General features: G+C 28.0%; 23 protein-coding genes. 21 read left to right on the top strand and 2 right to left on the bottom strand.

Annotation, left to right across the window (positions count from 1 at the left end; translation table 11 throughout):
* Positions 1-15: 15 nt before the first annotated feature.
* Positions 16-1,491 carry a malate dehydrogenase (quinone) gene (gene mqo / locus B5464_RS13995; protein WP_079738889.1) on the top strand — a complete coding sequence of 492 codons (1,476 nt, stop codon included), beginning with the start codon at positions 16-18 and terminating at the stop codon, positions 1,489-1,491.
* Here the strand turns inward: mqo and B5464_RS13990 are convergent.
* Positions 1,486-2,631, bottom strand: coding sequence for an NAD-dependent epimerase/dehydratase family protein (locus B5464_RS13990; RefSeq protein ID WP_079738888.1), 1,146 nt, complete (start codon positions 2,629-2,631; stop codon positions 1,486-1,488). The genes mqo and B5464_RS13990 overlap by 6 nt on opposite strands.
* Positions 2,632-2,754: 123 nt before the next feature.
* Between B5464_RS13990 and B5464_RS13985 the strand changes: the two genes are divergently transcribed.
* The 17 genes from B5464_RS13985 (at position 2,755) to B5464_RS13905 (ending at position 19,581) form a co-directional block, all read left to right on the top strand.
* Positions 2,755-3,315 (top strand): RNA polymerase sigma factor, encoded by a 561-nt coding sequence (locus B5464_RS13985; RefSeq protein ID WP_079738887.1) that lies wholly within the window; start codon positions 2,755-2,757, stop codon positions 3,313-3,315.
* Positions 3,302-4,102: a hypothetical protein gene (locus B5464_RS13980; protein WP_079738886.1), complete on the top strand. Its 801-nt coding sequence runs from the start codon at positions 3,302-3,304 to the stop codon at positions 4,100-4,102. Before B5464_RS13985 ends, B5464_RS13980 begins: the two co-directional genes overlap by 14 nt.
* Positions 4,103-4,136: 34 nt before the next feature.
* Positions 4,137-5,258 (top strand): hypothetical protein, encoded by a 1,122-nt coding sequence (locus B5464_RS13975; protein WP_154066981.1) that lies wholly within the window; start codon positions 4,137-4,139, stop codon positions 5,256-5,258.
* 216 nt (positions 5,259-5,474) lie between these two features.
* Positions 5,475-6,560 (top strand): alanine dehydrogenase, encoded by a 1,086-nt coding sequence (gene ald / locus B5464_RS13970; RefSeq protein ID WP_079738884.1) that lies wholly within the window; start codon positions 5,475-5,477, stop codon positions 6,558-6,560.
* Between the two features lie 108 nt (positions 6,561-6,668).
* On the top strand, positions 6,669-7,010 hold the full coding sequence (gene rpsF / locus B5464_RS13965) for a 30S ribosomal protein S6 (RefSeq protein ID WP_077809346.1): 342 nt from the start codon (positions 6,669-6,671) through the stop codon (positions 7,008-7,010).
* 3 nt (positions 7,011-7,013) lie between these two features.
* Positions 7,014-7,310: a 30S ribosomal protein S18 gene (gene rpsR, locus B5464_RS13960; RefSeq protein WP_077809345.1), complete on the top strand. Its 297-nt coding sequence runs from the start codon at positions 7,014-7,016 to the stop codon at positions 7,308-7,310.
* Between the two features lie 15 nt (positions 7,311-7,325).
* Positions 7,326-7,772, top strand: a complete 447-nt coding sequence (gene rplI / locus B5464_RS13955; RefSeq protein WP_079738883.1) for a 50S ribosomal protein L9 — start codon at positions 7,326-7,328, stop codon at positions 7,770-7,772.
* A gap of 97 nt (positions 7,773-7,869) precedes the next feature.
* Complete coding sequence (locus tag B5464_RS13950) at positions 7,870-10,995, top strand: carboxypeptidase regulatory-like domain-containing protein (RefSeq protein ID WP_079738882.1); 3,126 nt, start codon at positions 7,870-7,872, stop codon at positions 10,993-10,995.
* A gap of 64 nt (positions 10,996-11,059) precedes the next feature.
* On the top strand, positions 11,060-11,527 hold the full coding sequence (locus B5464_RS13945) for a DUF6495 family protein (RefSeq protein WP_079738881.1): 468 nt from the start codon (positions 11,060-11,062) through the stop codon (positions 11,525-11,527).
* Between the two features lie 127 nt (positions 11,528-11,654).
* Positions 11,655-12,068, top strand: a complete 414-nt coding sequence (locus tag B5464_RS13940; RefSeq protein WP_079738880.1) for a response regulator — start codon at positions 11,655-11,657, stop codon at positions 12,066-12,068.
* Between the two features lie 2 nt (positions 12,069-12,070).
* Positions 12,071-12,610: a heme NO-binding domain-containing protein gene (locus tag B5464_RS13935; protein WP_079738879.1), complete on the top strand. Its 540-nt coding sequence runs from the start codon at positions 12,071-12,073 to the stop codon at positions 12,608-12,610.
* Entirely contained in the window at positions 12,610-14,595 is a 1,986-nt protein-coding gene (locus B5464_RS13930; RefSeq protein ID WP_079738878.1) for a PAS domain-containing sensor histidine kinase, read from the top strand. The genes B5464_RS13935 and B5464_RS13930 overlap by 1 nt, the downstream gene beginning before the upstream one ends.
* A 1-nt stretch (position 14,596) precedes the next feature.
* A complete protein-coding gene (locus tag B5464_RS13925) occupies positions 14,597-15,742 on the top strand; it encodes an FIST signal transduction protein (protein WP_079738877.1) in 1,146 nt (381 codons plus the stop codon).
* Positions 15,742-16,785, top strand: coding sequence for an ATP-binding protein (locus B5464_RS13920; RefSeq protein WP_079738876.1), 1,044 nt, complete (start codon positions 15,742-15,744; stop codon positions 16,783-16,785). Before B5464_RS13925 ends, B5464_RS13920 begins: the two co-directional genes overlap by 1 nt.
* A 2-nt stretch (positions 16,786-16,787) precedes the next feature.
* The gene (locus B5464_RS13915; protein WP_079738875.1) at positions 16,788-17,105 is read left to right on the top strand and encodes a histidine kinase; all 318 of its coding nucleotides are present in this window, start codon (positions 16,788-16,790) and stop codon (positions 17,103-17,105) included.
* A gap of 5 nt (positions 17,106-17,110) precedes the next feature.
* Positions 17,111-17,830 (top strand): LytTR family DNA-binding domain-containing protein, encoded by a 720-nt coding sequence (locus B5464_RS13910; RefSeq protein ID WP_079738874.1) that lies wholly within the window; start codon positions 17,111-17,113, stop codon positions 17,828-17,830.
* A gap of 107 nt (positions 17,831-17,937) precedes the next feature.
* Positions 17,938-19,581 carry a T9SS type A sorting domain-containing protein gene (locus tag B5464_RS13905; RefSeq protein WP_079738873.1) on the top strand — a complete coding sequence of 548 codons (1,644 nt, stop codon included), beginning with the start codon at positions 17,938-17,940 and terminating at the stop codon, positions 19,579-19,581.
* Positions 19,582-19,635: 54 nt separating this feature from the next.
* Here B5464_RS13905 and B5464_RS13900 read toward each other — a convergent pair whose 3' ends face one another.
* Complete coding sequence (locus B5464_RS13900) at positions 19,636-21,642, bottom strand: tetratricopeptide repeat protein (RefSeq protein WP_231963677.1); 2,007 nt, start codon at positions 21,640-21,642, stop codon at positions 19,636-19,638.
* Positions 21,643-21,847: 205 nt separating this feature from the next.
* Between B5464_RS13900 and B5464_RS13895 the strand changes: the two genes are divergently transcribed.
* The 3 genes from B5464_RS13895 (at position 21,848) to B5464_RS13885 (ending at position 24,694) form a co-directional block, all read left to right on the top strand.
* Complete coding sequence (locus B5464_RS13895; protein ID WP_079738872.1) at positions 21,848-22,120, top strand: hypothetical protein; 273 nt, start codon at positions 21,848-21,850, stop codon at positions 22,118-22,120.
* Between the two features lie 14 nt (positions 22,121-22,134).
* Entirely contained in the window at positions 22,135-23,406 is a 1,272-nt protein-coding gene (locus B5464_RS13890; RefSeq protein ID WP_079738871.1) for an oligosaccharide flippase family protein, read from the top strand.
* A gap of 106 nt (positions 23,407-23,512) precedes the next feature.
* Positions 23,513-24,694 carry a glycosyltransferase gene (locus tag B5464_RS13885; protein ID WP_079738870.1) on the top strand — a complete coding sequence of 394 codons (1,182 nt, stop codon included), beginning with the start codon at positions 23,513-23,515 and terminating at the stop codon, positions 24,692-24,694.
* The last annotated feature ends 1 nt before the right edge of the window (position 24,695 follow it).

The raw sequence follows: 24,695 nt of genomic DNA, 5'->3' as shown, positions 1-24,695 counted from the left end.
TAAAAAAAATACTTTATGAAATTAAAAAAAGAATACGATTTAATATGTGTTGGTGGCGGAATTATGAGTGCTACTTTGGCTTTAATTACTAAACTTTTAGATCCTACGAAAGAAATTTTAATTTTAGAAAGGTTAGACAAAGTTGCTCAAGAAAGTTCTGCTGCATGGAATAATGCAGGTACTGGTCATTCTGCTTTGTGTGAATTAAATTATTGTCCAGAAAATAAAGACGGATCAATCTCTATAAAAAAGGCCATCGATATTTGTTCGCAATACGAAACTTCAAAACAATTTTGGTCTTTTTTAACTAAAGAAGGTTTCTTAGAAAATCCAGAAGAATTTATTGCTTCAGTTAAACATCATAGTTGGGTTTTAGGTAAGGATAATGCAGATTATTTAGAAAAAAGATTCAAAGCTTTTAAAGAACATTTTATGTTCGATTCTATTGAATTTACAAGGGAAAAAGAAAAGATGAAGGAATGGTTTCCTTTAATTACAGAAAATAGAGATGAAAGTGAAGTAATGGCAGCCTCAAGAATTGATAGAGGAACAGAAATGAATTACGGAGTTTTAACAGAGAAACTATTTTCAATTTTAGAAAAAGAATTTGATACACCAGTGCATTGTAATATGGAAGTATTAGATATTGATCCTGATACAGATTTAGATTGGACTGTAGAAATAAAGAATTTAAAAACAAAAAAAATACATCAATTAGAAGCAGAACATGTTTTTATTGGAGCAGGAGGCGGCAGTTTATTATTACTACAAAAAGTAGAAATTGACGAGAAGGAAGGTTATGGAGGTTTTCCTGTAAGTGGAGAATGGTTGGTTTGTAAAAATGAAGAAATTATTAAGCAACACAATGCAAAAGTATATTCTAAAGCAGGAATTGGAGATCCACCAATGTCTACACCACATTTAGATACGCGTTTTATTGATGGAAAACGTCAATTAATGTTTGGTCCTTTTGCTGGTTTTAGTCCGAAGTTTTTAAAAGAAGGTTCTCATTTAGATTTGTTTAAGTCTATTCAGTTTGATAATATTCCTTCTATGTTTGGTGCTTTTTGGCACAATTTACCATTAACTCAATATTTAATAGAGCAAGTTTTAATGAGTAAAGAAGACAGAATGGATTCTTTACGAAAGTTTGTAAAAGATGCCAAAGATGAAGATTGGGAAGTTGTAAAAGCAGGTCAGAGGGTTCAAATTATTAAAAAGGATGAATTTGAAGGCGGAAAATTACAATTTGGCACAGAAGTAATTTCTAGTAAAGATGGAAGTATTACGTGTTTGTTAGGTGCTTCACCAGGAGCATCAACAGCAACTTCTATCATGTTAGAAGTTATCGAAAAAGCATTTCCAGAATTGATGAATTCATCCGAAGGAAAAGAAAAATTAAAACAAATGGTGCCTTTTTATAAAACAGAAATCACCAAAGAATTGTTTGATAAAGAATTAGAAAAGAGTAAGATTTCTTTGAAATTATAATTTTGATATATTTTTCCAATCAGCAATAATTTCTTTTTCTTTAACTAAAACAGAATCTTCTTTTTGCTCAAATTTTGCACGTCTTTCATCCGTTAAATTATCAGAATACCACCAATTGTGCGTTTCTTTTATAGATGTTTTTGTGTCTCTAAATGTCAAACCATTTTTTATAGCTAAAGTATTACTAACTCTTGCAGAACCATAATTGTATTCATCAACAGGAATCCATGGCACTAAAGATAATACGTTATGTTTTTTAAGAAAATCATAATCATCAATTTGTACTATTGTAGATTCCGCATTAAAAGTATGCTGAGTTTTGGTAACAAAATCTAGCATGGTTTCTTTATCAGAAGGACCAACAACATTGTAAGTTCCTGCAGATTTTTGTTCGGCTAAACGAATTGTAAACTCTGCAACATCTCTCACATCAATATATTGTACAGGATCATCTGTTTTACCAGGAACTAAAATTTCACCACCTTTTGCCAATCGAACAGGCCAATGCATAAATCTATCTGTTTTATCACCAGGACCAAACATATAAGTTGGTCTTACAATTATAGAACGCTCTTTACCAAAAACTTTTATTGTTTCTTGTTCAGAATTAGCTTTCATAACTCCATACCAATATTCCATTTTTAGCATTTCGTCTTCAATAACTTCGGGTTCTTTTAAAAGAACTTTTTGCTCTTCTTTAATATCTGCAGTTTTATAAGGGAAATAAACTCCTGTAGATGATGTATACACATAAACACCACAATTATCTTTTAATAATTGAGCTGTTTTTTGAGTCCATTTAGCTTTTTTACCAGAATTATCAATAACAATATCCCACTTTTTGTTTTCTAAAGCAGATAAATTATTCTCTCTATCACCAATTAAATGTTCAACTTTATCAAAAACTTCTTTATTTACGTTTGGTTTTGTTTTTCCTCTTGTAAAGATAGAAACTTTGTGACCTCTTTCTAAAGCATATTTAATTTGATGTGGACCTAAAAAACTTGTTCCGCCTAGAATTAATATTGATAATTTATTTTTATCAGCAGAACTACAAGCGAGCAAACCACTACTTATTAAAGGGATACTTGCACCTAATAAAACACTGTTTTTAATAAATTTTCTTCTAGAATTACTCATATTTTACTACTGATTTTGATAACTTTAGCTAATATAATTAAATAATTATATTTTTTTAGGCAACCATTTTAAAAGATTTGTAGTCTATATATTTGTAAGGCAGTTAAAACAGAAAAAAGAGGCTTGAAAATTATAACATTGCATAACAAACAAAAATCGTTAATTAAAAAAGCGATTGATAACAACAGAGAAGCGCAAAAACAATTGTTCGAGCAACATTCTCCTAAAATGTTGGGTGTTTGTAGGCAATACGTAAAAGATATGCATCATGCAGAAGACTTAATGTTGCAAGGTTTTTTAAAAGTTTTTACCAACTTATATAAATTTAAACACGAAGGTAGTTTTGAAGGTTGGATTCGAAGAATAATGGTGAATACGTGCATCTCTTATCTTAGAAAAAAGAACCTTGTAGATGTATCTGATGAAGATTTTGTGTTTAACGATGCAGCAACAGAAAGTTTAGAAAATACTTCGGTAGAAGATATTCAGAAATTAATAGACAAATTACCAGAAGGTTATAAAATGGTATTTAATTTATTTGCTATCGAAGGATATAAACACTCTGAAATTGCAAAAAAATTAGATATTTCAGAAAACACATCAAAATCGCAATTATTTAAAGCACGTAAATTATTGCAAGAAAATTATAAAAAAATGAATAAAGTAATTCATGAAAACAAATAAGTTAGACAATAGCGTAAAAGAAAAGTTTGCAAATAGAACTTTAGAACCATCGGTTTCGGCTTGGGAACGTTTATCTACAAAATTAGATGAAGAACCAAAGCAAAAAAAGAAAGGTTGGTTTTTTTATATAGGTTATGCTGCAAGTATTATCGTAATAATTTCGATAGGATTTTTTATTTTTTCTGATGAAGACATCATCATTAAAAACGATACAATTATCGTTGAAGAAGCTCTAGATACTGTAAATATTATTAAAAATATAGAAGAACATTTTAATGAAGTTCCTGTAGAAAAAGCAATTGTAAAAACCGAACAGTCAATAGAAGAAAAAACCAAAAAGATTGATAATAACAAACGTGTTATTACAAGTAAAAGTACTAAAGTTGCTCAATCTAATAATAAAAACAAAAAGTTAGAGAAATTATTAGTAGATAAAACAACAAGAACAACAACTAATGTAGTTGCAAAAAATGAAGTAAACCCTAGTTTTGATTTAAACAAAGATAAATTTAGTATTACCGTAAATGCAGATGATTTGTTGAAATCTGTATCTACAAAAAGTAAAAAAGTAGAAGCGTATTACGCAAATAATAATATTAGTGAAGAAGAACTTTTAAAAGCGATTAAATCTGAGCTCATAAAATCTGATTTAAAAGTGAATCCAGAAACTATATTAGCAGAAGTAGAGCGAAGTATTAATGATGATGTTTTTGAAAATAATTTCTTAAAATCTTTAAAGAAAAAAATATCTAACATTGCTACTGCAATTGCAAGCCGAAACAATTAAATAACAAAAAACAAACCTGATAAAACAATTTATAATGAAAAAAATTACAATCATATTCCTCTTAATGTTGTCGATAACAGCATTTGGTCAAGAAAAAAGAACTTTTGAAAAAGAAGTAAGAAAAATATCAAAAAAGATAGAAGAAATTACAAAAAATCAAAAAGATTCTTTAAAAGCAAAAGTAATTGCAATTGATAAAAGATTAGAAAAAGGAGAAATTATAAAAGAAACAGCAGATAATTTAAAGAAAGATGTTGCTAAGTATCATGCTAAACAAATAGAAGAACAAGTTAGTAAACAAGAACAATTATTACAGGTACTTGTTCAAGAAAAAACAAATGGAAAAATTATTAGTGCAGACGATAGTGATTTAAATGAAGAAGATGTAAACACTTTTAAAGTAGGTAACAAAACTTTTCGTTTTTCAATAAACACCAAAGATTTTAATGACGAGAATGATCTAGATAAAGAAAGAAAAGAGAGAAGATGGCGAAGAGACGGAAAAAATAATAGAAGAACAACAAGCCAATTTGTATTTGCTTTAGGTGTAAACAATGTGTTAGAAGATCATAAATTTAGTTCTTTAAGCGATTCTGAATATAAATTTTGGCAATCTCATTTTTATGAAATTGGTTTTACATGGAAAACAAGATTAACAAAAGAAGCTTCGCAAGTATACTTTAAATATGGTCTTTCTTTTCTTTGGAATAACTTAAGGTTAGATAACAATCAATCTCATATTAAAAACGGAGATAGAACAGATATTGTAGTATTTCCTAATAATTTAATCGAAAGTAGGCTACGACATGTTCAAATGAATATTCCTATGCATTTCGAATGGGATTTTTCTAAAAACAAAAAGTATAAAGATGGTTTTGTTTACGATAGAACAAACAGAGGTTTAAGAGCAGGTTTAGGTGGTTTTGTTGGTGTTAAATTAGGCACCAGACAATACTTAGAATATGAAGATGATAGAAATGTTAAAGTGCAAGAAATTCAGTTTAACAATTATAACATGAATACAGTAAACTACGGATTAAGTGCTTATGTTGGTTATAAATCTACAAGTTTGTATTTAAAATACGATTTAAATCCTTTATTTAAAGACACTGAAACAAGAAATATTTCTATGGGACTTCGTTTAGATTTAAACTAAGAAATCATAAAAATTATAATTGATAATAAAAAAGTCAGCTCATTTGAGCTGACTTTTTTATTGATTTAGAGAATTATTAAAGATTAATTATTAAAATTTAATTATTAAGAGCCTTAATTAGTAATCTCATAAAAATTATACAATATCAAATTTTGTTTCAAATATCAAAAAAAATCAAACTAAATTTACTCGCTTAAAATATCTAAATTAAGCAAAATGATAGTTGGAATTCCTAAAGAAATTAAGAACAACGAAAGTAGAGTAGGTATGACACCTGCAGGTGTTTTTGAACTTACAAAAAGAAATCATTCAGTTTTTGTGCAATCTACAGCAGGAGAAGGAAGTGGTTTTTTTGATAAAGATTATCTAGAAGTTGGCGCTACAGTTCTAAAAACCATAGAAGAAGTTTACAGTAAAAGTGAAATGATTGTAAAGGTAAAAGAACCAATTGCATCAGAATATCCTTTAATTAAAGAAGACCAAATAGTATTTACTTATTTTCATTTTGCATCTAGCGAACCCTTAACACTTGCTATGATCAAAAGCAAAGCGATTTGTATAGCTTATGAAACTGTAGAAGATAATGACGGTACATTACCACTTTTAACACCAATGTCTGAAGTTGCCGGAAGAATGGCAATACAACAAGGTGCTAAATATTTAGAAAAACCAATTAAAGGACGTGGTATTTTATTAGGAGGAGTTCCGGGAGTAAAACCTGGAAAAGTTTTAATTTTAGGTGCAGGAGTTGTTGGTGTGCAAGCTGCCAAAATGGCTGCAGGATTAGGTGCTCATGTAACCATTATGGATATCAACATGAAAAGACTACGTTACGTAAATGATGTATTACCTAATCATGTTACTACCGCTTTTTCTAGTGAATATAGTATTAGACAATTAATTAAAACGCATGATTTAATTGTTGGTGGTGTTTTAGTTAAAGGAGGTAAAGCGCCTAAATTAATTACCAAAGATATGCTAAAAGAAATGAGACCAGGTACCGTTATTGTAGACGTTGCTGTAGATCAAGGTGGTTGTTTTGAAACTACAAAAGCTACAACACATGAAGATCCTACATATATTATTGATGATGTTGTACATTACTGTGTTGCAAATATGCCAGGTGCTGTGCCTTATACATCTACAATGGCATTAACAAACGTAACTTTACCATTTGTTCTAAACCTAGCCAATAAAGGTTGGGAAAAAGCATGCGAAGAAGATCAAAACTTATCTAAAGGATTAAGTATTGTAAAAGGAGACGTTGTTTATAAAGAAATAAACGAAGCTTTTAATCTTTAAAATTATCTTAAAAAAAGCTGGTAAATAAACATTTCAATATTATTAGTGCTAATAATTAAAAAGTTACTATATTTGCACCCTTAAAAATAAACAATAAATATTTAATTTATGAATCATTACGAAACTGTTTTCATTTTGAATCCCGTTTTATCTGATACTCAGATAAAGGAAACAGTACAAAAGTTTAATGACTATTTGGTTTCTAGAGGTGCCGAAATGATTTCTAAAGAAGATTGGGGCTTAAAAAAATTAGCGTATCCAATCCAAAAAAAGAAAAGTGGTTTTTATCACTTATTCGAGTACAAAGTAGCTGGAGAAGAAATTGCTGCATTTGAGTTAGAATTTAGAAGAGATGATAGCGTTATGCGTTACCTTTCTGTTAAATTAGACAAACATGCTGCAGCTTGGGCAAAAGTTAGAACTGAACGTGTTAAATCTAGTAAAAAATAAGAAATGGCATCAATAGAACAACAAGCAAAAGGTGGTAAATCTGCTGACGTTAGATATTTAACGCCATTAGATATAGATACAAAAAAAGAAGCAAAATACTGTAGATTTAAAAAGAAAGGTATCAAGTATATCGATTATAAAGATGCAGATTTCTTAATGTATTTAGTAAACGAACAAGGTAAAATTTTACCAAGACGTTTAACAGGAACTTCATTAAAGTATCAACGTAAAGTTGCACAAGCAATAAAAAGAGCGCGTCATTTAGCGTTAATGCCTTACGTTGGAGATTTGTTAAAATAATAAAGAAGTAGAGACATGGAATTGATATTAAGACAAGACGTAGAAAATTTAGGATTTAAAGATGATGTTGTATCTGTGAAAAACGGTTACGGTAGAAACTTTTTAATCCCTACAGGACAAGCAGTTTTAGCTACTTCATCTGCAAAGAAAGTTTTAGCAGAGAATTTAAAACAAAGAGCTTTTAAAGAAGCTAAATTAGTTGAAGATGCAAATGCAATTGCAGAAACAATTAAAGGATATGAAATTAAGATTGCATCTAAAGTTGGATCTGGAGACAAATTATTTGGTTCTGTAAACAACATAGATTTAGCTGCAGCATTAGCTAAAGCTGGTACAGATATTGATAAGAAGTTTATCAAAGTTACTGGTGGTAATGTTAAAAGATTAGGAAAATACGAAGCTGCTGTAAGATTACACAGAGCAGTTGTTGCTGATATTACTTTTGAAGTAGTAGCAGAGTAACTAAAATGTTAACATATTGTTAAAAAAAAGCATCTACTTTACAAGTAGATGCTTTTTATTTGTTTTATTTTTGAGATGTAAACTCAAATTATACAAAATGAAGCAAAAATTTATTTTAGTGCTTTCTTTATTTTTATTTGCAGTAATTAGCGTAAACGCTCAGGTTACTTCATCAAAGATTAAAGGAATTGTAACAGATGTTACAGGAGAACCATTATTTGGTGCATCCATTTCGGTACTACATGTACCAACAGGAACTTTAACTGGTACAACCGCTCAAGACAATGGTAGGTATACTGTATTAAATTTAAGAGTAGGTGGTCCTTACAAAATAACATTTAGTTATTTAGGATTTAAAACTCAAGAAGTTAATGACGTATTTTTACTACTTGGAAAAACTACTAACATCGATGGTAAGTTAGCAGAAGAAGGGCAATCATTAGATGAAATAGTAATTTCTTCATCAAAAAACAAAACTTTTAATAGCGATAGAACGGGTGCACAAACAAGTGTTTCTGCTATGCAATTAAAAACATTACCTACAATTTCTAGATCTACTGCAGATTTTACACGTTTAGAGCCTTCAGCTAGTGGAAATTCTTTTGGTGGTAGAAATGATCAGTTTAATAACTTCTCTTTAGACGGAGCAATTTTTAACAATCCATTCGGATTAGATGCGCCAACTCCAGGAGGACAAACAGGTGCACAACCAATTTCTTTAGATGCAATTGATCAGGTTTCTGTATCAACAGCGCCTTACGATGTAACATTATCTGGTTTTACAGGGGCTTCTGTAAATGCAGTAACTAAAAGTGGTACAAACGAATTTACAGGTACTGTTTATGGTTTTTATAGAAATGAAGATTTAACGGGTAGTAAAGTTAATGGTCAAGATATTTTTGTGCCAGAATTAACTCAAAATCAATACGGAGTTAGTATTGGTGGACCAATAGTAAAAAATAAATTATTCTTTTTTGCAAATTTTGAAAAAGATGAACGTGTAGATTTAGGACAAAATTGGTTACCAAATAGAGGTTCTGGTTTAATAAATGAATCTAGAGTTTTAGAGCAAGATTTAATCAATGTTAAAAATGCTCTTGCAGGTATTGGTTATGATACTGGTAGTTACGAAGGTTTTACACACGACACAGAATCTACAAAAGGTATTTTTAAATTAGATTGGAATGTGAATGAAAACAATAGAGTTGCTTTTATTTATAATTTCTTAAATGCATCTAAAGATAAACCTGCGCATCCAACTGCAATTAACAGACGTGGACCAGATTTTAACACTTTACAATTTCAAAACTCAGGATATAGAATTAATAATAAATTAAATTCTTTTCAATTTGAATTGAATTCTAATTTAACAGAGAATACTACAAATAAGTTACAATTAGGATATTCTCATTTTGAAGATTCAAGAGATCCTTTTTCTGCTCCAGCACCAGTAATTAATATCTATAAAAATGGGTCACCATATATTATAGCTGGTCATGAACCTTTTTCAATTAACAATAGATTAGATCAAAAAGTATTTCAATTAACAAATAATATGAACTTTTTTCAAGGGGATCATACTTATACAGTTGGTTTCTCTTTCGAAAAATTTATGTTTAAAAACTCGTTTAACTTAAAAGGTTATGGTTTTGATGTTTTTGGAAATGTTGATATTAATAATTTTGATGCAAATAATTACGCGAATGCATTAGCAAATGCTCAGACTACTTTTAATACTAAAAATAATTTAGGTGAAGGAGTAGATGGTGGATGGAATTTAGCTGAAATGAATTTTGGTCAATTAGCTTTTTATGTTCAAGATGAATGGGAAGTTAATAACAATTTTAAACTTACATACGGTATAAGATTTGATAAACCTTTATTCTTTAATACATCAGAATTAGCTCAAAAATTTATAGATACAGAAAATTCAGAATGGTTTGTTCCAGGAATAGAATATACAGATCCAGAGACAGGAAATCCTTACGTATTTGATTCTACAGAAATGCCGTCTAACCAATGGTTAATTTCGCCAAGAGTTGGTTTTAACTGGGATGCTAAAGGAGATTCTAGTTTACAAATTAGAGGTGGAACAGGATTATTTACAGGACGTTTACCGTTTGTATGGATTGGAAACCAAGTAAGTGGTTCTGATGTATTCTTTTATCAAGTTGTAGATCCAGATTTTAAATTTCCACAAGTTTGGAGAACAAATATTGGTATTGATAAACGTTTAGAAAACGGAGTAGTTTTAACCACAGATGTTTCTTACACGAAAGACATTAACGGTGTTCATGTGCAAAATTGGGGATTAAAAACACCTTCTGGTACTTTAAGTGGTGTAGATAATAGACCTGTTTATTTAGCAGGAGATCATGCAACATCTTTCTTAGGAAATGCAAACGCATATACTTTAACAAATTCAAACAAAGGTAGAATCTGGAATGCTTCTTTTAAAGCTCAAAAAACTTTTGATAATGGTTTGTATACAACTATTGCTTATAATTATTTAAATGCTAAAGATGTAAACTCTATCGAAGCAGAAATTACAGGTGATGCATTTGCATTTAATCCAGCATTAAATAATGTAAATGACGAGCAGTTAAGTTATTCTAAATATGGTGATACACATCGTATAGTTGGTGTCGCTAGTAAAAAGTGGACTTACGGAAATGACAAATGGTCTACTACTTTATCTGCATTTTTTGAATATGCACAAGGTGGAAGATTTAACTACACATATGGTGGAGATATTAACGGAGACGGTGCAGCCGGAAACGATTTAATTTACATTCCAACAACTAGTGAAGTTACACAAATGCAATTTTCTGGAGCAGGACAAGCAACTGCTTTCGAAAACTATATTCAGCAAGATGATTACTTAAACGGTAGAAGAGGAGAATATGCAGAAAGATACGGAGCCTTAGCACCTTGGAGAGGAAAATGGGATATCAAATTATTACAAGATTTAAACATAAACGTTGGTAATGGTAAAACAAATACTGTTCAGTTTAGTTTAGATATTTTAAACTTTGGTAACCTATTAAATTCTAAATGGGGTTTAATTCAGCAACCAAACAGTGTACAACCAATTGGTGTTAGTTTTGATAATGCTGGTGACCCAGTTTATACTTTTGATGAAAATCAACAAACAACTTTTGGTTACTCATCTTCATTATTATCAAGATGGCAAGCTCAAATTGGTTTACGTTATATTTTCTAAATCAATTAAGAATTAAGATATTTGAACCGCCCAATTATGGGCGGTTTTTTTTATATATAATATTATGAAATATAGACAGCTTACCAAAGAACAGTTTGAAAGTTTACATGAAGAATTTGCTAGATTTTTAGCTTCGCAAAGTATAGATGTTAAAGAATGGAATCAAATTAAGGAAGAAAAACCAAAAATTGCAGAAGAAGAAATGAATGTTTTTTCTGATATTGTATGGGATGATGTTTTAACAAAAACGAAGTTTGTAGAACATTATTCCAAAACAGCTGTAAACCTTTTTAAATGTGATGAAAAACAAATTAAAAGAATTGCCATAAAAATAAATTGGGACATTAATTTACTAGAGCAAGAAGGTTTTGAGTGGTTAATGAAAAATCCTTTAGACAATTCTGTAGATATTTTCACTGGAGATAAAGCATACAATACAGAGAGAAATAGCGAAATATTTGATTTAATTGAAAAAGGAGCAACCATATCAAAAGGCGAAATTTTCAATTATTTTGAGCAAATTATCGCTTAATAAAAATATATTACCATTCATCTATACTTATTTGTATCTTATCTACAGATAAAATTGTTTAAGCTACAATACATATAAACAACTCTTTATTAGATTATTTTTGTTTAAAACATAAGATTAATTAATCATGGGTAAGCAAATTAATGTACTGTTAATAGAAGATAATTTAATAGAAATAATGAAAATGAAAAGAACCATTTCATTATTAGAATTGACGCATAATATTACAGTAGCAAAAAATGGAGAAGAGGCATTGGAAATTTTAGAAGATAAAAGTCAATTTCCTGATTTAATTTTATTAGATTTAAACATGCCAAAATTAAGTGGAATAGAATTTCTTACAATTCTAAAAGGTAATGATGAAATTAAACATATTCCTACAGTAATTTTAACGACTTCAGATAATCAAAAAGATTTAGAAGAATGTTATAGTATAGGGGTTTCTGGATACATGCTAAAACCTTTAAAATATAACGATTACGTTAAAAAAATAGAAACTGTATTAAATTATTGGAGCATTAATGAATTAAAAAAATATTAGTTATGAAAGGTATTGTTTTTACTGAATTCTTAGATTTAGTTGAAGAAAAATTTGGTATAGAAATGGTTGATAAAATTATTTCTAAATCAACATTAGAATCCGAAGGAGTTTATACATCCATAGGTACATATAGTTTTTCTGAAATGTTACAACTACTAAAACACTTAAGTGAAAACACAAATATCTCTATAGATAATTTATTATTAGTTTATGCAGAACACTTTTTTAGTGTTATAGAAAATAGTTACCCTGGTTTATTGGCAACCTACAAAGATCCAATCGAGATGATTTCTTCAATAGAAGATCATATTCATATAGAAGTTAGAAAAATTTACCCAGATGCAGAGCTCCCTACTTTTATAGTAGAAGAAAAAACTGAAGATTCTTTAGTCTTAATCTATAAATCTAGTAGAGCTATGCATCATTTTGGTCTTGGATTGATGAATAAAACTTTCGAACACTTTAATTCTACAGCAAATATTGTTTTAGAAAAAATAAAAGAAGATGGTACGGAAGTTAAATTTCTTATTAATAAAAATTAATGAGCCAAGAAAAAATTGACATATTAGAAAGAGCACTTAAAAGGGAAAAAGCTGCCAGAAAAGCTGCCGAAAAAATTCTAGAAGACAAATCTAGAGACTTATATTTTGTGTCGGATAAATTAAAAGACACTAACAACAAGTTAGAAATTTTGTTAGATGAAAAATCTTCTCAATTAGAAGGTGTTTTTGAAAACTTAGTAGATGCTTTTGTTGTAATGGATTTAAGCGGAAAAGTTATAAAATTTAATGAAGCAGCCATTGATGTTTTTGGTTATGATATTGAAAACGAAAATTTAAATGTTAAAGATTTAGTATACAAAGAAGACATGGGATATGCCATTTCTTCTTTTTTTGATTTAATAACAGATGGACACTTTAAAAACTATGAATCTCGAATTTGCACAAAGTCTAAAGAAGTAAAATGGGTTCACATAAACGCTAGTTTAATTTATAACAAAGATAAACACCCTATTGCCGCACAAGGTATTGTAAGAGATATTACAGAACAAAAAGCTGCCGATGAAAAGTTATTAGAATCTAAAAACAGATTATCTGCTTTAGTTTTAAATTTAAATAGTGGTATAATTTTAGAAGATGAACATAGAAAAATTGTTTTAACTAATAATAAATTTTGTCAGTTATTTAGAATTGAAGAAAATCCAGAAGATTTATATGGCAAAGATAGTAATTGGGCTTTAGAAGAAATAAAAACACTTTTTAAAAAACCAGACGAATTTGAAAATAGAATCACAGAAATTGTTAATAATAAAGTAGCAGTTTTTGGTGATCATCTAGAGCTTAAAGATGGTACGGTTTTAGAAAGAAATTATATGCCAATAACCGTTTCTGGAAATGTAAATGGTTTTCTATGGACATTTAGAGATATAACTTTAGAGAAAAATTATAGTTTAAGCTTAGAAGCTCAAAAAGCAAAGTATAGTAATATAATTGCTAACATGAATCTAGGTTTAATAGAGTTAAACACAGATAATGAAATTTTGATGGTAAATCAAAGTTTTGTAGATATGTCTGGTTATTCAAAAGAAGAATTAATAGGACAAAAAGGTAATATTTATTTTCCTTTAACTGATTTAGATACAGAAAAGCTAAAAGAACAAAGAAAGAAAAGACATAAAGGAGAATCAGACTCATATGACCTAAAAGTTAAAACAAAATCTGGTGAGGTTAGACATTGGTTAGTAAGTGGTGCTCCTAATTATAATTTATCAGGAGAAGTTGTAGGTTCTATCGGTATAAATTTAGACATTACAGAGTTTAAAAAACTACAAATTCAAAAGGAAAAAATTCTTAAAGAATTAGAAAAAAGAAATGAAGAACTGCATGAGTATGCACATATTGTTTCTCATGATTTAAAATCTCCTTTAAGAAGTATAGATGCTCTGGTTTCTTGGATTAAAGCAGATAATGAAGGTAAATTTGATGAAATAACTCAAGAAAATTTTAATCTAATTGACAATACGTTAGAAACCATGGAAACTTTAATTTCTAATGTATTAGAATATTCTAGTGCTGGCTCTAACACAAATTCATTATCCAAAGTAAATTTAAATACAACTGTTAATAATCTTATAAAGGTATTATTTGTACCAGAAAATATTTCTATTAATATTATAAATAAATTACCAATTGTAAAAGGAGACGAAACGAAGTTTCAACAATTATTTCAAAACTTTATAAGTAACGCAATAAAATTTTGTGATAAAGAAGTTGGTTTAGTTGAAATTGAATATCAAGATAAAAATACTTTTCACCAGTTTTCTATAAAAGATAATGGTATTGGTATTGAGAAAAAATATCATGAAAAAATCTTTCAAGTATTTCACTCTTTAAATAAAAGGAAAGATTCTACAGGAATAGGTTTATCAATCGTAAAAAAAATAATTGACCTACACGAAGGTGACATTTGGTTAGAAAGTGAACCAAATGTAGGTACAACTTTTTTCTTCACGCTAAAAAAGAACTAAAATGAAAACAGTACAATTAAAAAAAACTAAAAATTCTGATTGGAAATTTTTAACAGAAAACATTAAGTTAAAAGAACCATTAGTGCTTGTTTTTGGAAATAGATTTTTATTAGAAGATGAAAATATTTACCAAGAAATTAAAGAAATGTTTACTGATGGACATATTGTATTTGGTTCTTCTTGTGGTGATATTTCTTCTGATGCAATCGATGAAGAAACAATTACAATTACAGCTATAGAATTTGAAAAAAGTACTTTTGAAATAAAAACAGCCAATGTAAATGAAAACAAAATTGATGATCATTACGACAGTTTTAAAGCTGGTAAAGATTTAATTAGTAAGTTTAACACAGAGAATTTAAAGTATATTTTTGTTGTTTCTGAAGGTAGTTTTTTAAATGGAAGTCAATTTACTACTGGTATGAACGCCGCTACAGATGATAATCTTTTAATTACTGGTGCTTTGTGTGGTGATGATGCAAGGTTTGAAAAAACAGTATCTTCTTATAATGAGAACCCTAAACAGGGTGAATTAGTAGCCATTGGTTTATATGGCGAATCATTAGAAGTTTCATTTTCTATTAATGGTGGTTGGACACCTTTTGGCCCTGAAAGAATAGTAACAAAATCTAAAGGAAATATTTTATACGAGTTAGATAATTTACCAGCACTAGATCTTTATAAAAAATACTTGGGTGATAAATCTAAAGAATTGCCAAGTGCAGCCTTGTTATATCCTTTAAATGTTAAGTCTGAAAAAGAAAAAAATTCTATCGTAAGAACTATTATTAATATTAATGAAGATGATAATTCAATGATTTTAGCAGGTGACATTATTGAAAATTCAAAAGTTCAATTAATGATGACCAATGTAGATAATATTGTAAATGCTGCAGAAAAAGCCGCTATCAGTGCTTCTGAAGTTAGAAAAAACAAGCCAGAATTAGCTATTCTAGTAAGTTGTATTGGTAGAAAATTAGTATTAGATCAAAGAGTAGAAGAAGAGGTTGAAGAAGTTATAGAAATTGTAGGTGAAACCACTACTGTAACCGGATTATATTCATACGGAGAAATTGCTCCTTTTATTGGTGAAAGTAATTGTCAATTGCACAATCAAACAATGACTATTACTTTAATTAGCGAATAATGAACTCTCTTTTAAAAAGACAAATCAGAAAATACTTACCTAAAGAACTTCATGAAAGTGAAGATTTAAATGCATTTTTAGATGCTATAAATAAATCATACAAAACATCCGAAGAGCAGTTTGTTATGTTACAAAGAGCTACAAGAATTAGCTCAGAAGAACTATTTGATGTTAATAGTAAATTAAAAGAAGAAACTAATTCTCAAAAAAAAGTTATCAATAAATTAGAAGGTGTAATAGATCAATTACAATCTTATAATTTATTGGGAGATAGACCAGAGGAAACAACAGACTCTTTAACGCTTGTAGATTTTATTGATAATCAAACTAAAGAAATTATACGAATTAATAATCAAAAAGACGCACTATTAAAAGATTTAGAGTTACAAAATCAAGAGTTGAATGATTATGCTCAAATGGTATCGCATGATTTAAAATCTCCATTACAAAGTATAGAGACAATGGCCACTTGGTTACAAGAAGATTATAAAGAAGCATTAGAACCATACGGAATAGAAAATTTAAAAATTATAAGAGAAAACGTATTAAAAATGGATAATTTAGTACGTGGTATTTTAGAATACTCTACCATTAGAAGAATGGAAGGAGCATTTTATAAAGTTGATTTAAATGAAATTCTAAAAAAGTTGATTGGTAAACTAAAAATATCTGATTCAATTAAAATAACCGTTCCTAATAATTTACCTACAGTTTACGGTGACAAATTTAGATTAGAAAAATTATTCTATAATTTGTTAGATAATGCAATAAAATATAACGATAAAGAAGAAAAAATTATAAAAATTGGCTTTGAAGAAAATGAAAATTATTTTAATTTTCATGTAAAAGATAACGGACTTGGTATTAAAGAACGTTATTTTGATAAAGTTTTTGAGACATTTCAAAAATTAGATCATGAAAACAACTCTACAGGATTAGGATTACCAATTGTAAAAAAAATTATAGATATTTACAACGGTAAAATATGGATAGAATCTATTGAAGATAAAGAAACTACATTTTATTTTACATTAAAGAAATAAATATGGAAAAACCGAATTTAGACTATATAAATCAACTAGCAAGAGGAGATGAATCTATTAAGAAAGAGCTTATAGATGTAATTAAAACTGAGTTTCCTGAAGAGCAAAAAGACTACTATGAAAGTGTAAAAATAGGTGAGTTCAAAAAAATTGAAGAAAATGTGCACCGAGTTAAACATAAAATTAGTATTTTGGGACTTGAGAAAAGTTACGAAATTGCTAATAAATTCGAACACAATCTTCGAGAATTAAATTTTAATGGTCAAGAAGACTTCGAAAAAATACTTGTAGCAATTTCTGAATATATAGAAACTCTATAATTTTTATGAATTGTATTATTATTGATGATGAAAAAATGGCTAGAACCATTTTAAAAACTTTATGCAATGAAGTTAAAGAATTAAATGTTCTAGAAGATTTTCCGAATGCCTTACAAGCAATCAAATATTTAAATGAAAATGCTGTAGATTTAATATTCTTAGATATTCATATGCCTGATTTTAATGGTTTAGATTTTATCAAAAGCATTAAAAATCCTCCCAAAATAATACTTACAACTTCAGATCCTCAATTTGCTATCGAAGCTTTTGAATATGATTTTATTATAGATTATTTACTAAAACCATTAGAGTTAGAACGTTTTAAAAAATCGATAGATAAAGCTAATAAAAAGGTTTTAACTACTTCATTAACTACGTCAAAAAACAAACCAAAATCTTCTAATAATGAGATTGATAATGATTTTTATGTAAATATTGATAGAAGATTAATTAAAATAGATTTACCTAGTATTTATTTAATAGAAGCAAAGGGAGATTACATTAAAATTAAAACTGAAAATAAAGATTATACTGTACATTCTACATTAAAGAAAATAGAAGAAAAATTACCAGATTCTTTATTCCTTAAAATTCATAGATCTTACATAATCAATATTAAAAAGATTATAGACATTGAAGATAATAGTGTTTTAATTAAAAAAGATGTGGTACCTGTTAGCAGGTCTAAAAGACCCGAATTAATGAAAAGGTTAGATTTACTGTAATCTTTTATCTAAACTAACCTGATATTTGTCTATAGTTTAGTTGTACATAGCGAATAAAACACATCAAATTTACCTTTATTACTATTTTTGTGGTATAAAATTATATCATGAAAAAATTGTTACTAATATTAATTTCTACGGCAATTACCTCGGTAAATGCACAGAATAAAATTAGTTTAGACAATTTTATTTCTAATGAAGGATCTTTAGATAAAAATACCACTTCCGTAGTTAATTATTTACCGAAAACTGGTGTTTTTAATTCGGAAACTACAAATATTTCTCAGCCGTCAGATTTATTAACTTCTACAAACGCAAATGAAATATTTATTGTAGACTATTATAAAAATAATAAAAAGGTTTCTTCTGTATTAGCATCAAAAACAAAAGCGAATATATATGATCATTCAAAAGTAACATACGATAGATTTTATAATGATTCGTTAGAAGATATTACTATTTTGGAAACAAGAGGGCATCAAATTATTTGTTCTAAAATAAAAAGAGCTAACGGAAAAATTGAATATAGTTTGAATTTTTCTATAAGAGAAAATACTAATGAAAACGAATTATTTAGTTTTTGGAATAGGGATCAATATCCTACAGGAAACTATCAGAATTTTCAAATATGGGGAAGTTCTTATTTACAAGTAGAGTTTATTGCTAATTTTATTATTGATAAACAAACCCAACTAAACGGTTTAAAAAGTTTAAAAAACAAAGATATAATTCCCAATGTATTTGTGAAGTCTGGTTCTTATGCAAACGGACTATTAAAATTAAATATTATTAATAAAACAAATGAAACTGCTGTTATTCTAGATAGTAATATAGCTGCTACAGAAATTTACAAGCATAAAAAAACATCTAAAACTATTGCTTTATCTGGTGCTTACACTGAAATATTACAAATTGAAACAGGTATTTTATTTGACATCGGTTTTACTTTGCAAACTAACAATTCTGTTCAAAAAGACGCTTTATATTTAGCCGATGGTCCTTGGGGATTGGATTATTTGAATGAATATGCAACTATCAATAACTTTAAAATAAACGTTAAAAATAAAGGCAATTCAGAAAAAGCTCATAGAGTTGATAGAAATGCATCTGTAACCGGAGAAGTTAAAGGAAACATAAATCTATTTAGACATCTTTTACCAGGAGATCAAACTTTAGACGTAAAAAACTATAGTTTTGTAAATTTTGCATCAATAAATAATAAACCTGTAGAAATTGTAATAATGCAAGAAGATGATAGAACTTGGGATAATAGATTAAGATACTCGATACCAGCAACATCAGAATTAAGAAATTTTAGTATTCCTTTTTCTGATTTTAAAGATGCCAATGGTAATTCTGCTGTAGTTACTAATATTAAAACAATTGTTTTTTCTGTTATAGGAGATTATACAAACTTTGTGCCTTTTGATATAGAAGTTAATGACTTGTCTTTCACTTCGACTACAGTTTTAAATAAAGAAGAACAGTTAAAAAACTCAAACGCAAAACCATTTAATTATCCTAATCCGTTTTCTAGCAATACAACCATGGTATTATCTTCTAGTTCTTCATATATAATTTTACAAGTGTATGATTCTTTAGGTAGAGTAGTAGATACTAAAAAAATAGATACAGATAGTACTTTATTGCGAGCAACTTATAAAGCGCCAAATTTAAAAAATGGTCAATATAAATATTTATTAAAGGACGAAAATGGTAAAACCTTTTCGGGTACATTTTTAATAAACTGAAATTAAAAACATATAGTGGGGAAATAGTAAAGGTGAAAGTTAGTTCTTTTGCCTTTACTTTTTATAAATCGGTTTTTTTAGAAAAATCCATTTAAATCTTAAACCAAATTCTGTGTAAGTAAACCCTGTAGAACCTGCTGTTGCTACTGCAGAAGCAATATTACTTTGTAAACCATAAATATTTATCAAAGCGCGGTCAGAAAACTTGTATCCTAATTTTGCGTCGATTCTATAAGTACTTAAACTATCATCATCTTCAATATACTGCAAACCAGTTGCTGCCGTTAGACCATAAAACCATTCCTTATTCTTTGCTGCGGTTTCATCTTTTATCAAGTTTATAAATAATTCTACGGCATTAAATTTACTTGGACTAAAATAGTTACCTCTTTTTTCTTTAAACGATATATTTTGATAATTTACACCTGCTTTTACTGATGGTTTTGAAAAAATATTATAATATAAAGAAGTAAATAATAAATTTCTAGAATTTTCGTCACTCTGCCAAGTGTAATAATATTGAGTAAACCAACCTAAATTAAAATTGGTATTTAAACTATAATTTGCAATAATATTATTTTGTACAATTTGATCATTTAATAAAGCAGCGTTAAAATTCTGAATATCTCTTTTGTAGCCGATCTCTAAGTTTTGTAGTTTAAAAGGCTTTATATTTAAAGAAATATCTGTTAATAATTGTGTGTAACTTTCTTGTGCTGATTCTGATTTTGTAGCACCAAAATTAGCTTTTAAAGTTAAATTATTTAAAAGTTGATAAGATGCACCAAACAACACATTATTAGTTGTTGCTTCTACTGCAGTTACATTATTTTTTGTTGTTCTGTAATTGTAATTTGCAAGTATTTTGAATTTTGTAGAAAAAGGAATTTCCGTTTTAAAATCAAATGCATTGGCTTTGTTGTTTCCGTTATCATAAGAATATGAATATTTTGTTTCTAAATGTGGCGTAAAGCTTAAATCTAATTGCTTTATAAAGTTTTTTGCATCTTTTTGATCGTCATAAAAAGTAAGAGTGTTTTCTGCACTTTTATAAGCCTTTTTGTAATATCCAGAAGCTTTTAAAGCATTTGCTTTTCCTAAGTTTCCATCAAAAGAAGCGCTATCTTTTTGTAAAATTGAATTATAATCGGCTATACTTTTCTTAAAATCACTTTTATAAATATTTAAAGTTGCTCTAAGTGATAATATCCAATTTTCTGGAGTAGAATTATTTTCTAATAATTTTTGAATTTCATTTTCTGCTGCAGAATATTTTTTATTCCAAATTAATGCCTGAATATATCTTTCTACTGTCTGATTTTTTAATGTTTTTGATGTATTCTCTTTGATGCTATTTAACGATTTCTCACTAATTTTTAACGCAGTTTTATCATCTTCCGCTAAATGATACGATAACGCAATACCGTTTAAAGAAGTTAATAAATCTTCAGGATTTTCTCCAATAATTTCATAAGTTTCTTTCGCTTTATCTGTTTGGTTAGAAATTAAATATAAGTTTGCTAGATTTAATAAAGTTTCTTTGTCATTTTTAAAAGTAACTAGATTTTCTTTTAACAAAGCTTCTGCTTTTTTATATTCTTGGGTTTTTACTTTAGCACTCGATAAGCCTAGTCTCATATACTTTTTTGAAACTAATGCATTGTTATTTCCAGGAGAAACTGCCAAGGCTTTATCAACATTAATAAGAGCATTTTCATATTCTTTTAAATTAGACAGTGTATTTGCATAACCTAATAAAGCAGCAAAACTTTTATCATTTTCTTGCAATAATTTTTCATAATATATCTTTGCATCTTTATAATTTTTACTCCATAATAATGATTCTGCATAATTTAATTTCACTTCAAAATCGGCAGGATAATCTTTTAATAAATCGGTAAAAATTCTAACTGCTTTAGCTGATTTTCCATTTAAACCTACAGCACGACCATAACATAATCTAGCAGTTTTATTTGTTGGATAATCTTTTAAAACTTCATTAAAAAAAACTTCTGCTTTTTTATATTTTCCGGTTTCTAAATAGGTAAAACCTTCTTTCATGTCTTGACATAAAGTATTTAAACTAAAAAAGAATACACAAAAAAGTGTCGTAAAAATATATTTCATATCTAACTTATTTTGATTGTAATTTAAAGAATAAGAATATTCTTTTAAACGGCATAAAATTGTAATTGAACGATTAAATCTACTCATTTTAATAGAACTAAAAGATATTTACAGCATTATTAACATAAAAATAAAGATAATGCCATTAGAAATTTCAAAAAAAGACAATAAATTTTATTTAAAAGGAAAAATTAATTCTGAAACGGTTCCTTATTTTATTTCTTTTTTTGATAAAATTAGATCTAAGCAAATAATTATTAACATTAATAATATTAAAGAAATTGATAAATTAGGATTACTAACAATTTATAATTTTTTAGATAAGTCTCATATAAACAATATGTTATTTTCTGTAGAAGGCTATGGTTGTAAAGAAATTTATGACTATTTTCAAGAAATGAAAATCGCTTAAAAGAAACCCAAACTATGCAAGCATTAATTAGATTTGTTAAAAAAGGTATAAAACCAGAACAATTGTTTATGTTAAGTGTACTACTAGTAAATGGTGGTAATTACTTATATAACTTGGTTTTAGGAAGAGTTTTAGGTCCAGAAAAATTTGCTGATGCAGCTATTTTAATCACTTTTCTATTAGTACTATCTTTTGTTGCCATGACTTTTCAGTTGGTAACGGCAAAGTTCTCTGTACTTTTCGAAGATTCTGTATTTAGCGGTTTTATTTCTAAAATATATAAGAATGCGCTACTTACTGGTATTTTTTTGGCAATTTTAATAGTAGTTTTTTCATTACAATTACAAAGCTTTTTTAGAACTACATCTTCTACAATGTTTGTTATTTTCGGAATTGGCGTTCCTTTTTATTTTTTAATGAGCGTAAATAGAGGTATTTTCCAAGGAAAACAAGAACTTAAGTCATTGTCTATTACGTATCAATCAGAAATGATTAGTAGACTGTTGTTAACTTTTACTTTATTATATTTATTAGATATTGATTCCTCTCTGATAATTGCAATTGGTATATTTTTCTCTTTCATTTTCGGACTTTTGCCTTTTAGAACCAGCAATTTTTCTTTATCTAAAAAGTTTGTTTTAGATACTGCCAATAAAAAATTAGTAAAAAACTTTTTTATCATTACAGCATTTTATGAGCTTACACAGATTATTATAAACAATAGTGATATTTTACTAGTAAAACATTATTTTGAATCTTATGAAGCTGGTTTATATGCTTCTTTAGCTTTAATAGGTAGAGTAGTATACTTTATTGCATGGATGTTTGTAATGTTACTTTTACCGACTGTTGTACAATTAAAAAAAGAAGGAAAAGATACGTTACCAATACTTTTAAAATATGTAGCTTATATTGCTGTAATTGCTGCAACAATTGTTTTAAGTTGCTTTTTCTTTCCTGATGAAATTATAAAAATATTATTTGGAAGCGAATACCTATCAATTTCTAATCTATTATGGAAATATGCATCTGCTACTGGTATTTTCGCGATTTCTAACATCTTTGCATATTATTATTTATCTTTAGACAAGTATGTACCTGTAGTTTTATCTGGTATTTTCGGAATGTTACAAATAGTTTTGGTTGTACTTTTTCATGATTCTTTAGAGCAGGTTGTTCATGTACAAATTATAGCAATGATTTTGTTATTATTTGTACAGTTAAGCTTTTTCTTTTTTAAAGATTCTGTTAAGTCAAAAAAAATTGAAGAGATCACAAAAGAATAATATCTAAGCGAATTTTACAATTATCTATAGATAACTGTATTTCAACGTAGTTAGTTAAAAACTAAAAGAAAAAATAAAGAAATTTGTACTATTAAAAAGAAAGAATATGAAATTAGCAATTGTAACCGCTTATCCGCCAAGTAAAGTAACTTTAAATGAATATGCATATCATTTGATAAAAAGCTTTAGACTTAAAGAAAAAATTACAGAATTAATTCTTTTAACAGATGTTACTAATGATGAAAAGGATTTAGACTTTGAAGAAGATGGTTGTAAAATAACTGTAAAAGAATGTTGGAAATTTAATAGCTATACAAATGTTTTAAATGTAACAAAAGCTATAAACCAAACAAAACCAGATGCAATTTTGTATAATTTACAGTTTATGAAGTTTGGCGATAAAAAAGTTGCTGCTGCACTTGGCCTAACTTTACCATGGGTTTGTAAAATAAAAAATATACCTACTATTGTTTTACTGCATAATATTTTAGAACAAGTAGATTTAGAAAGTGCAGGTTTTACTTCTAATAAAATTGCTCAAAAAGTTTATAATTTTATTGGTACATCGTTAACAAGATTAATCTTAAAAGCAGATTTAGTGGCTGTTACTATGGATAAATATGTAGTAACGTTAAAAAATAAGTATAAGAAAGATTCGGTTAAAATGATTCCTCACGGAACTTTTGAAATTCCGGAAAATCCATCACAAGATTTACCTGAAGGACCAATGAAAATAATGACTTTTGGTAAATTTGGAACTTACAAAAAAGTAGAATCTATGATAGAGGCAGTTGAAATTGTAAGAAGTCAAACAGGTTTAGATTTAGAAATTGTTATTGCAGGTACAGACAATCCAAATGTACCAGGTTATTTAGATAGTGTTAAAAAGAAATACCAAAATGTACCACAACTTACTTTTACTGGTTATGTAGAAGAAGTAGAAGTAGCACCTTTATTTACAGAAAGTGCAGTAGTTGTTTTTCCGTATACATCTACAACAGGTAGTTCTGGTGTTTTACATCAAGCCGGAAGTTATGGTAGAGCAGTGGTAATGCCAAATTTAGGTGATTTAGCAACCTTGATCATTGACGAAGGTTACAGAGGAGAGTTTTTTGAACCAGAAAGCGTGCCAAGTTTAGCAAAGGCTATTAAAGCAATTGTAACTGATGATGAGTATAGAAAAGAATTAGGAGAAACAAACTACAAAGCTGCAACAGCATTTCCTATGGAAAGAATTACAGACATTTACTTAGAAGAATTTGAGAAAATTATAGAATCAAAGAAATAAT

This window comes from Polaribacter sp. KT 15 (assembly GCF_900143115.1).
GTDB lineage: Bacteria > Bacteroidota > Bacteroidia > Flavobacteriales > Flavobacteriaceae > Polaribacter > Polaribacter marinaquae.
Note: the sequence above shows the minus strand (reverse complement) of the source record. Positions and strands in the feature narration are given on the sequence as shown.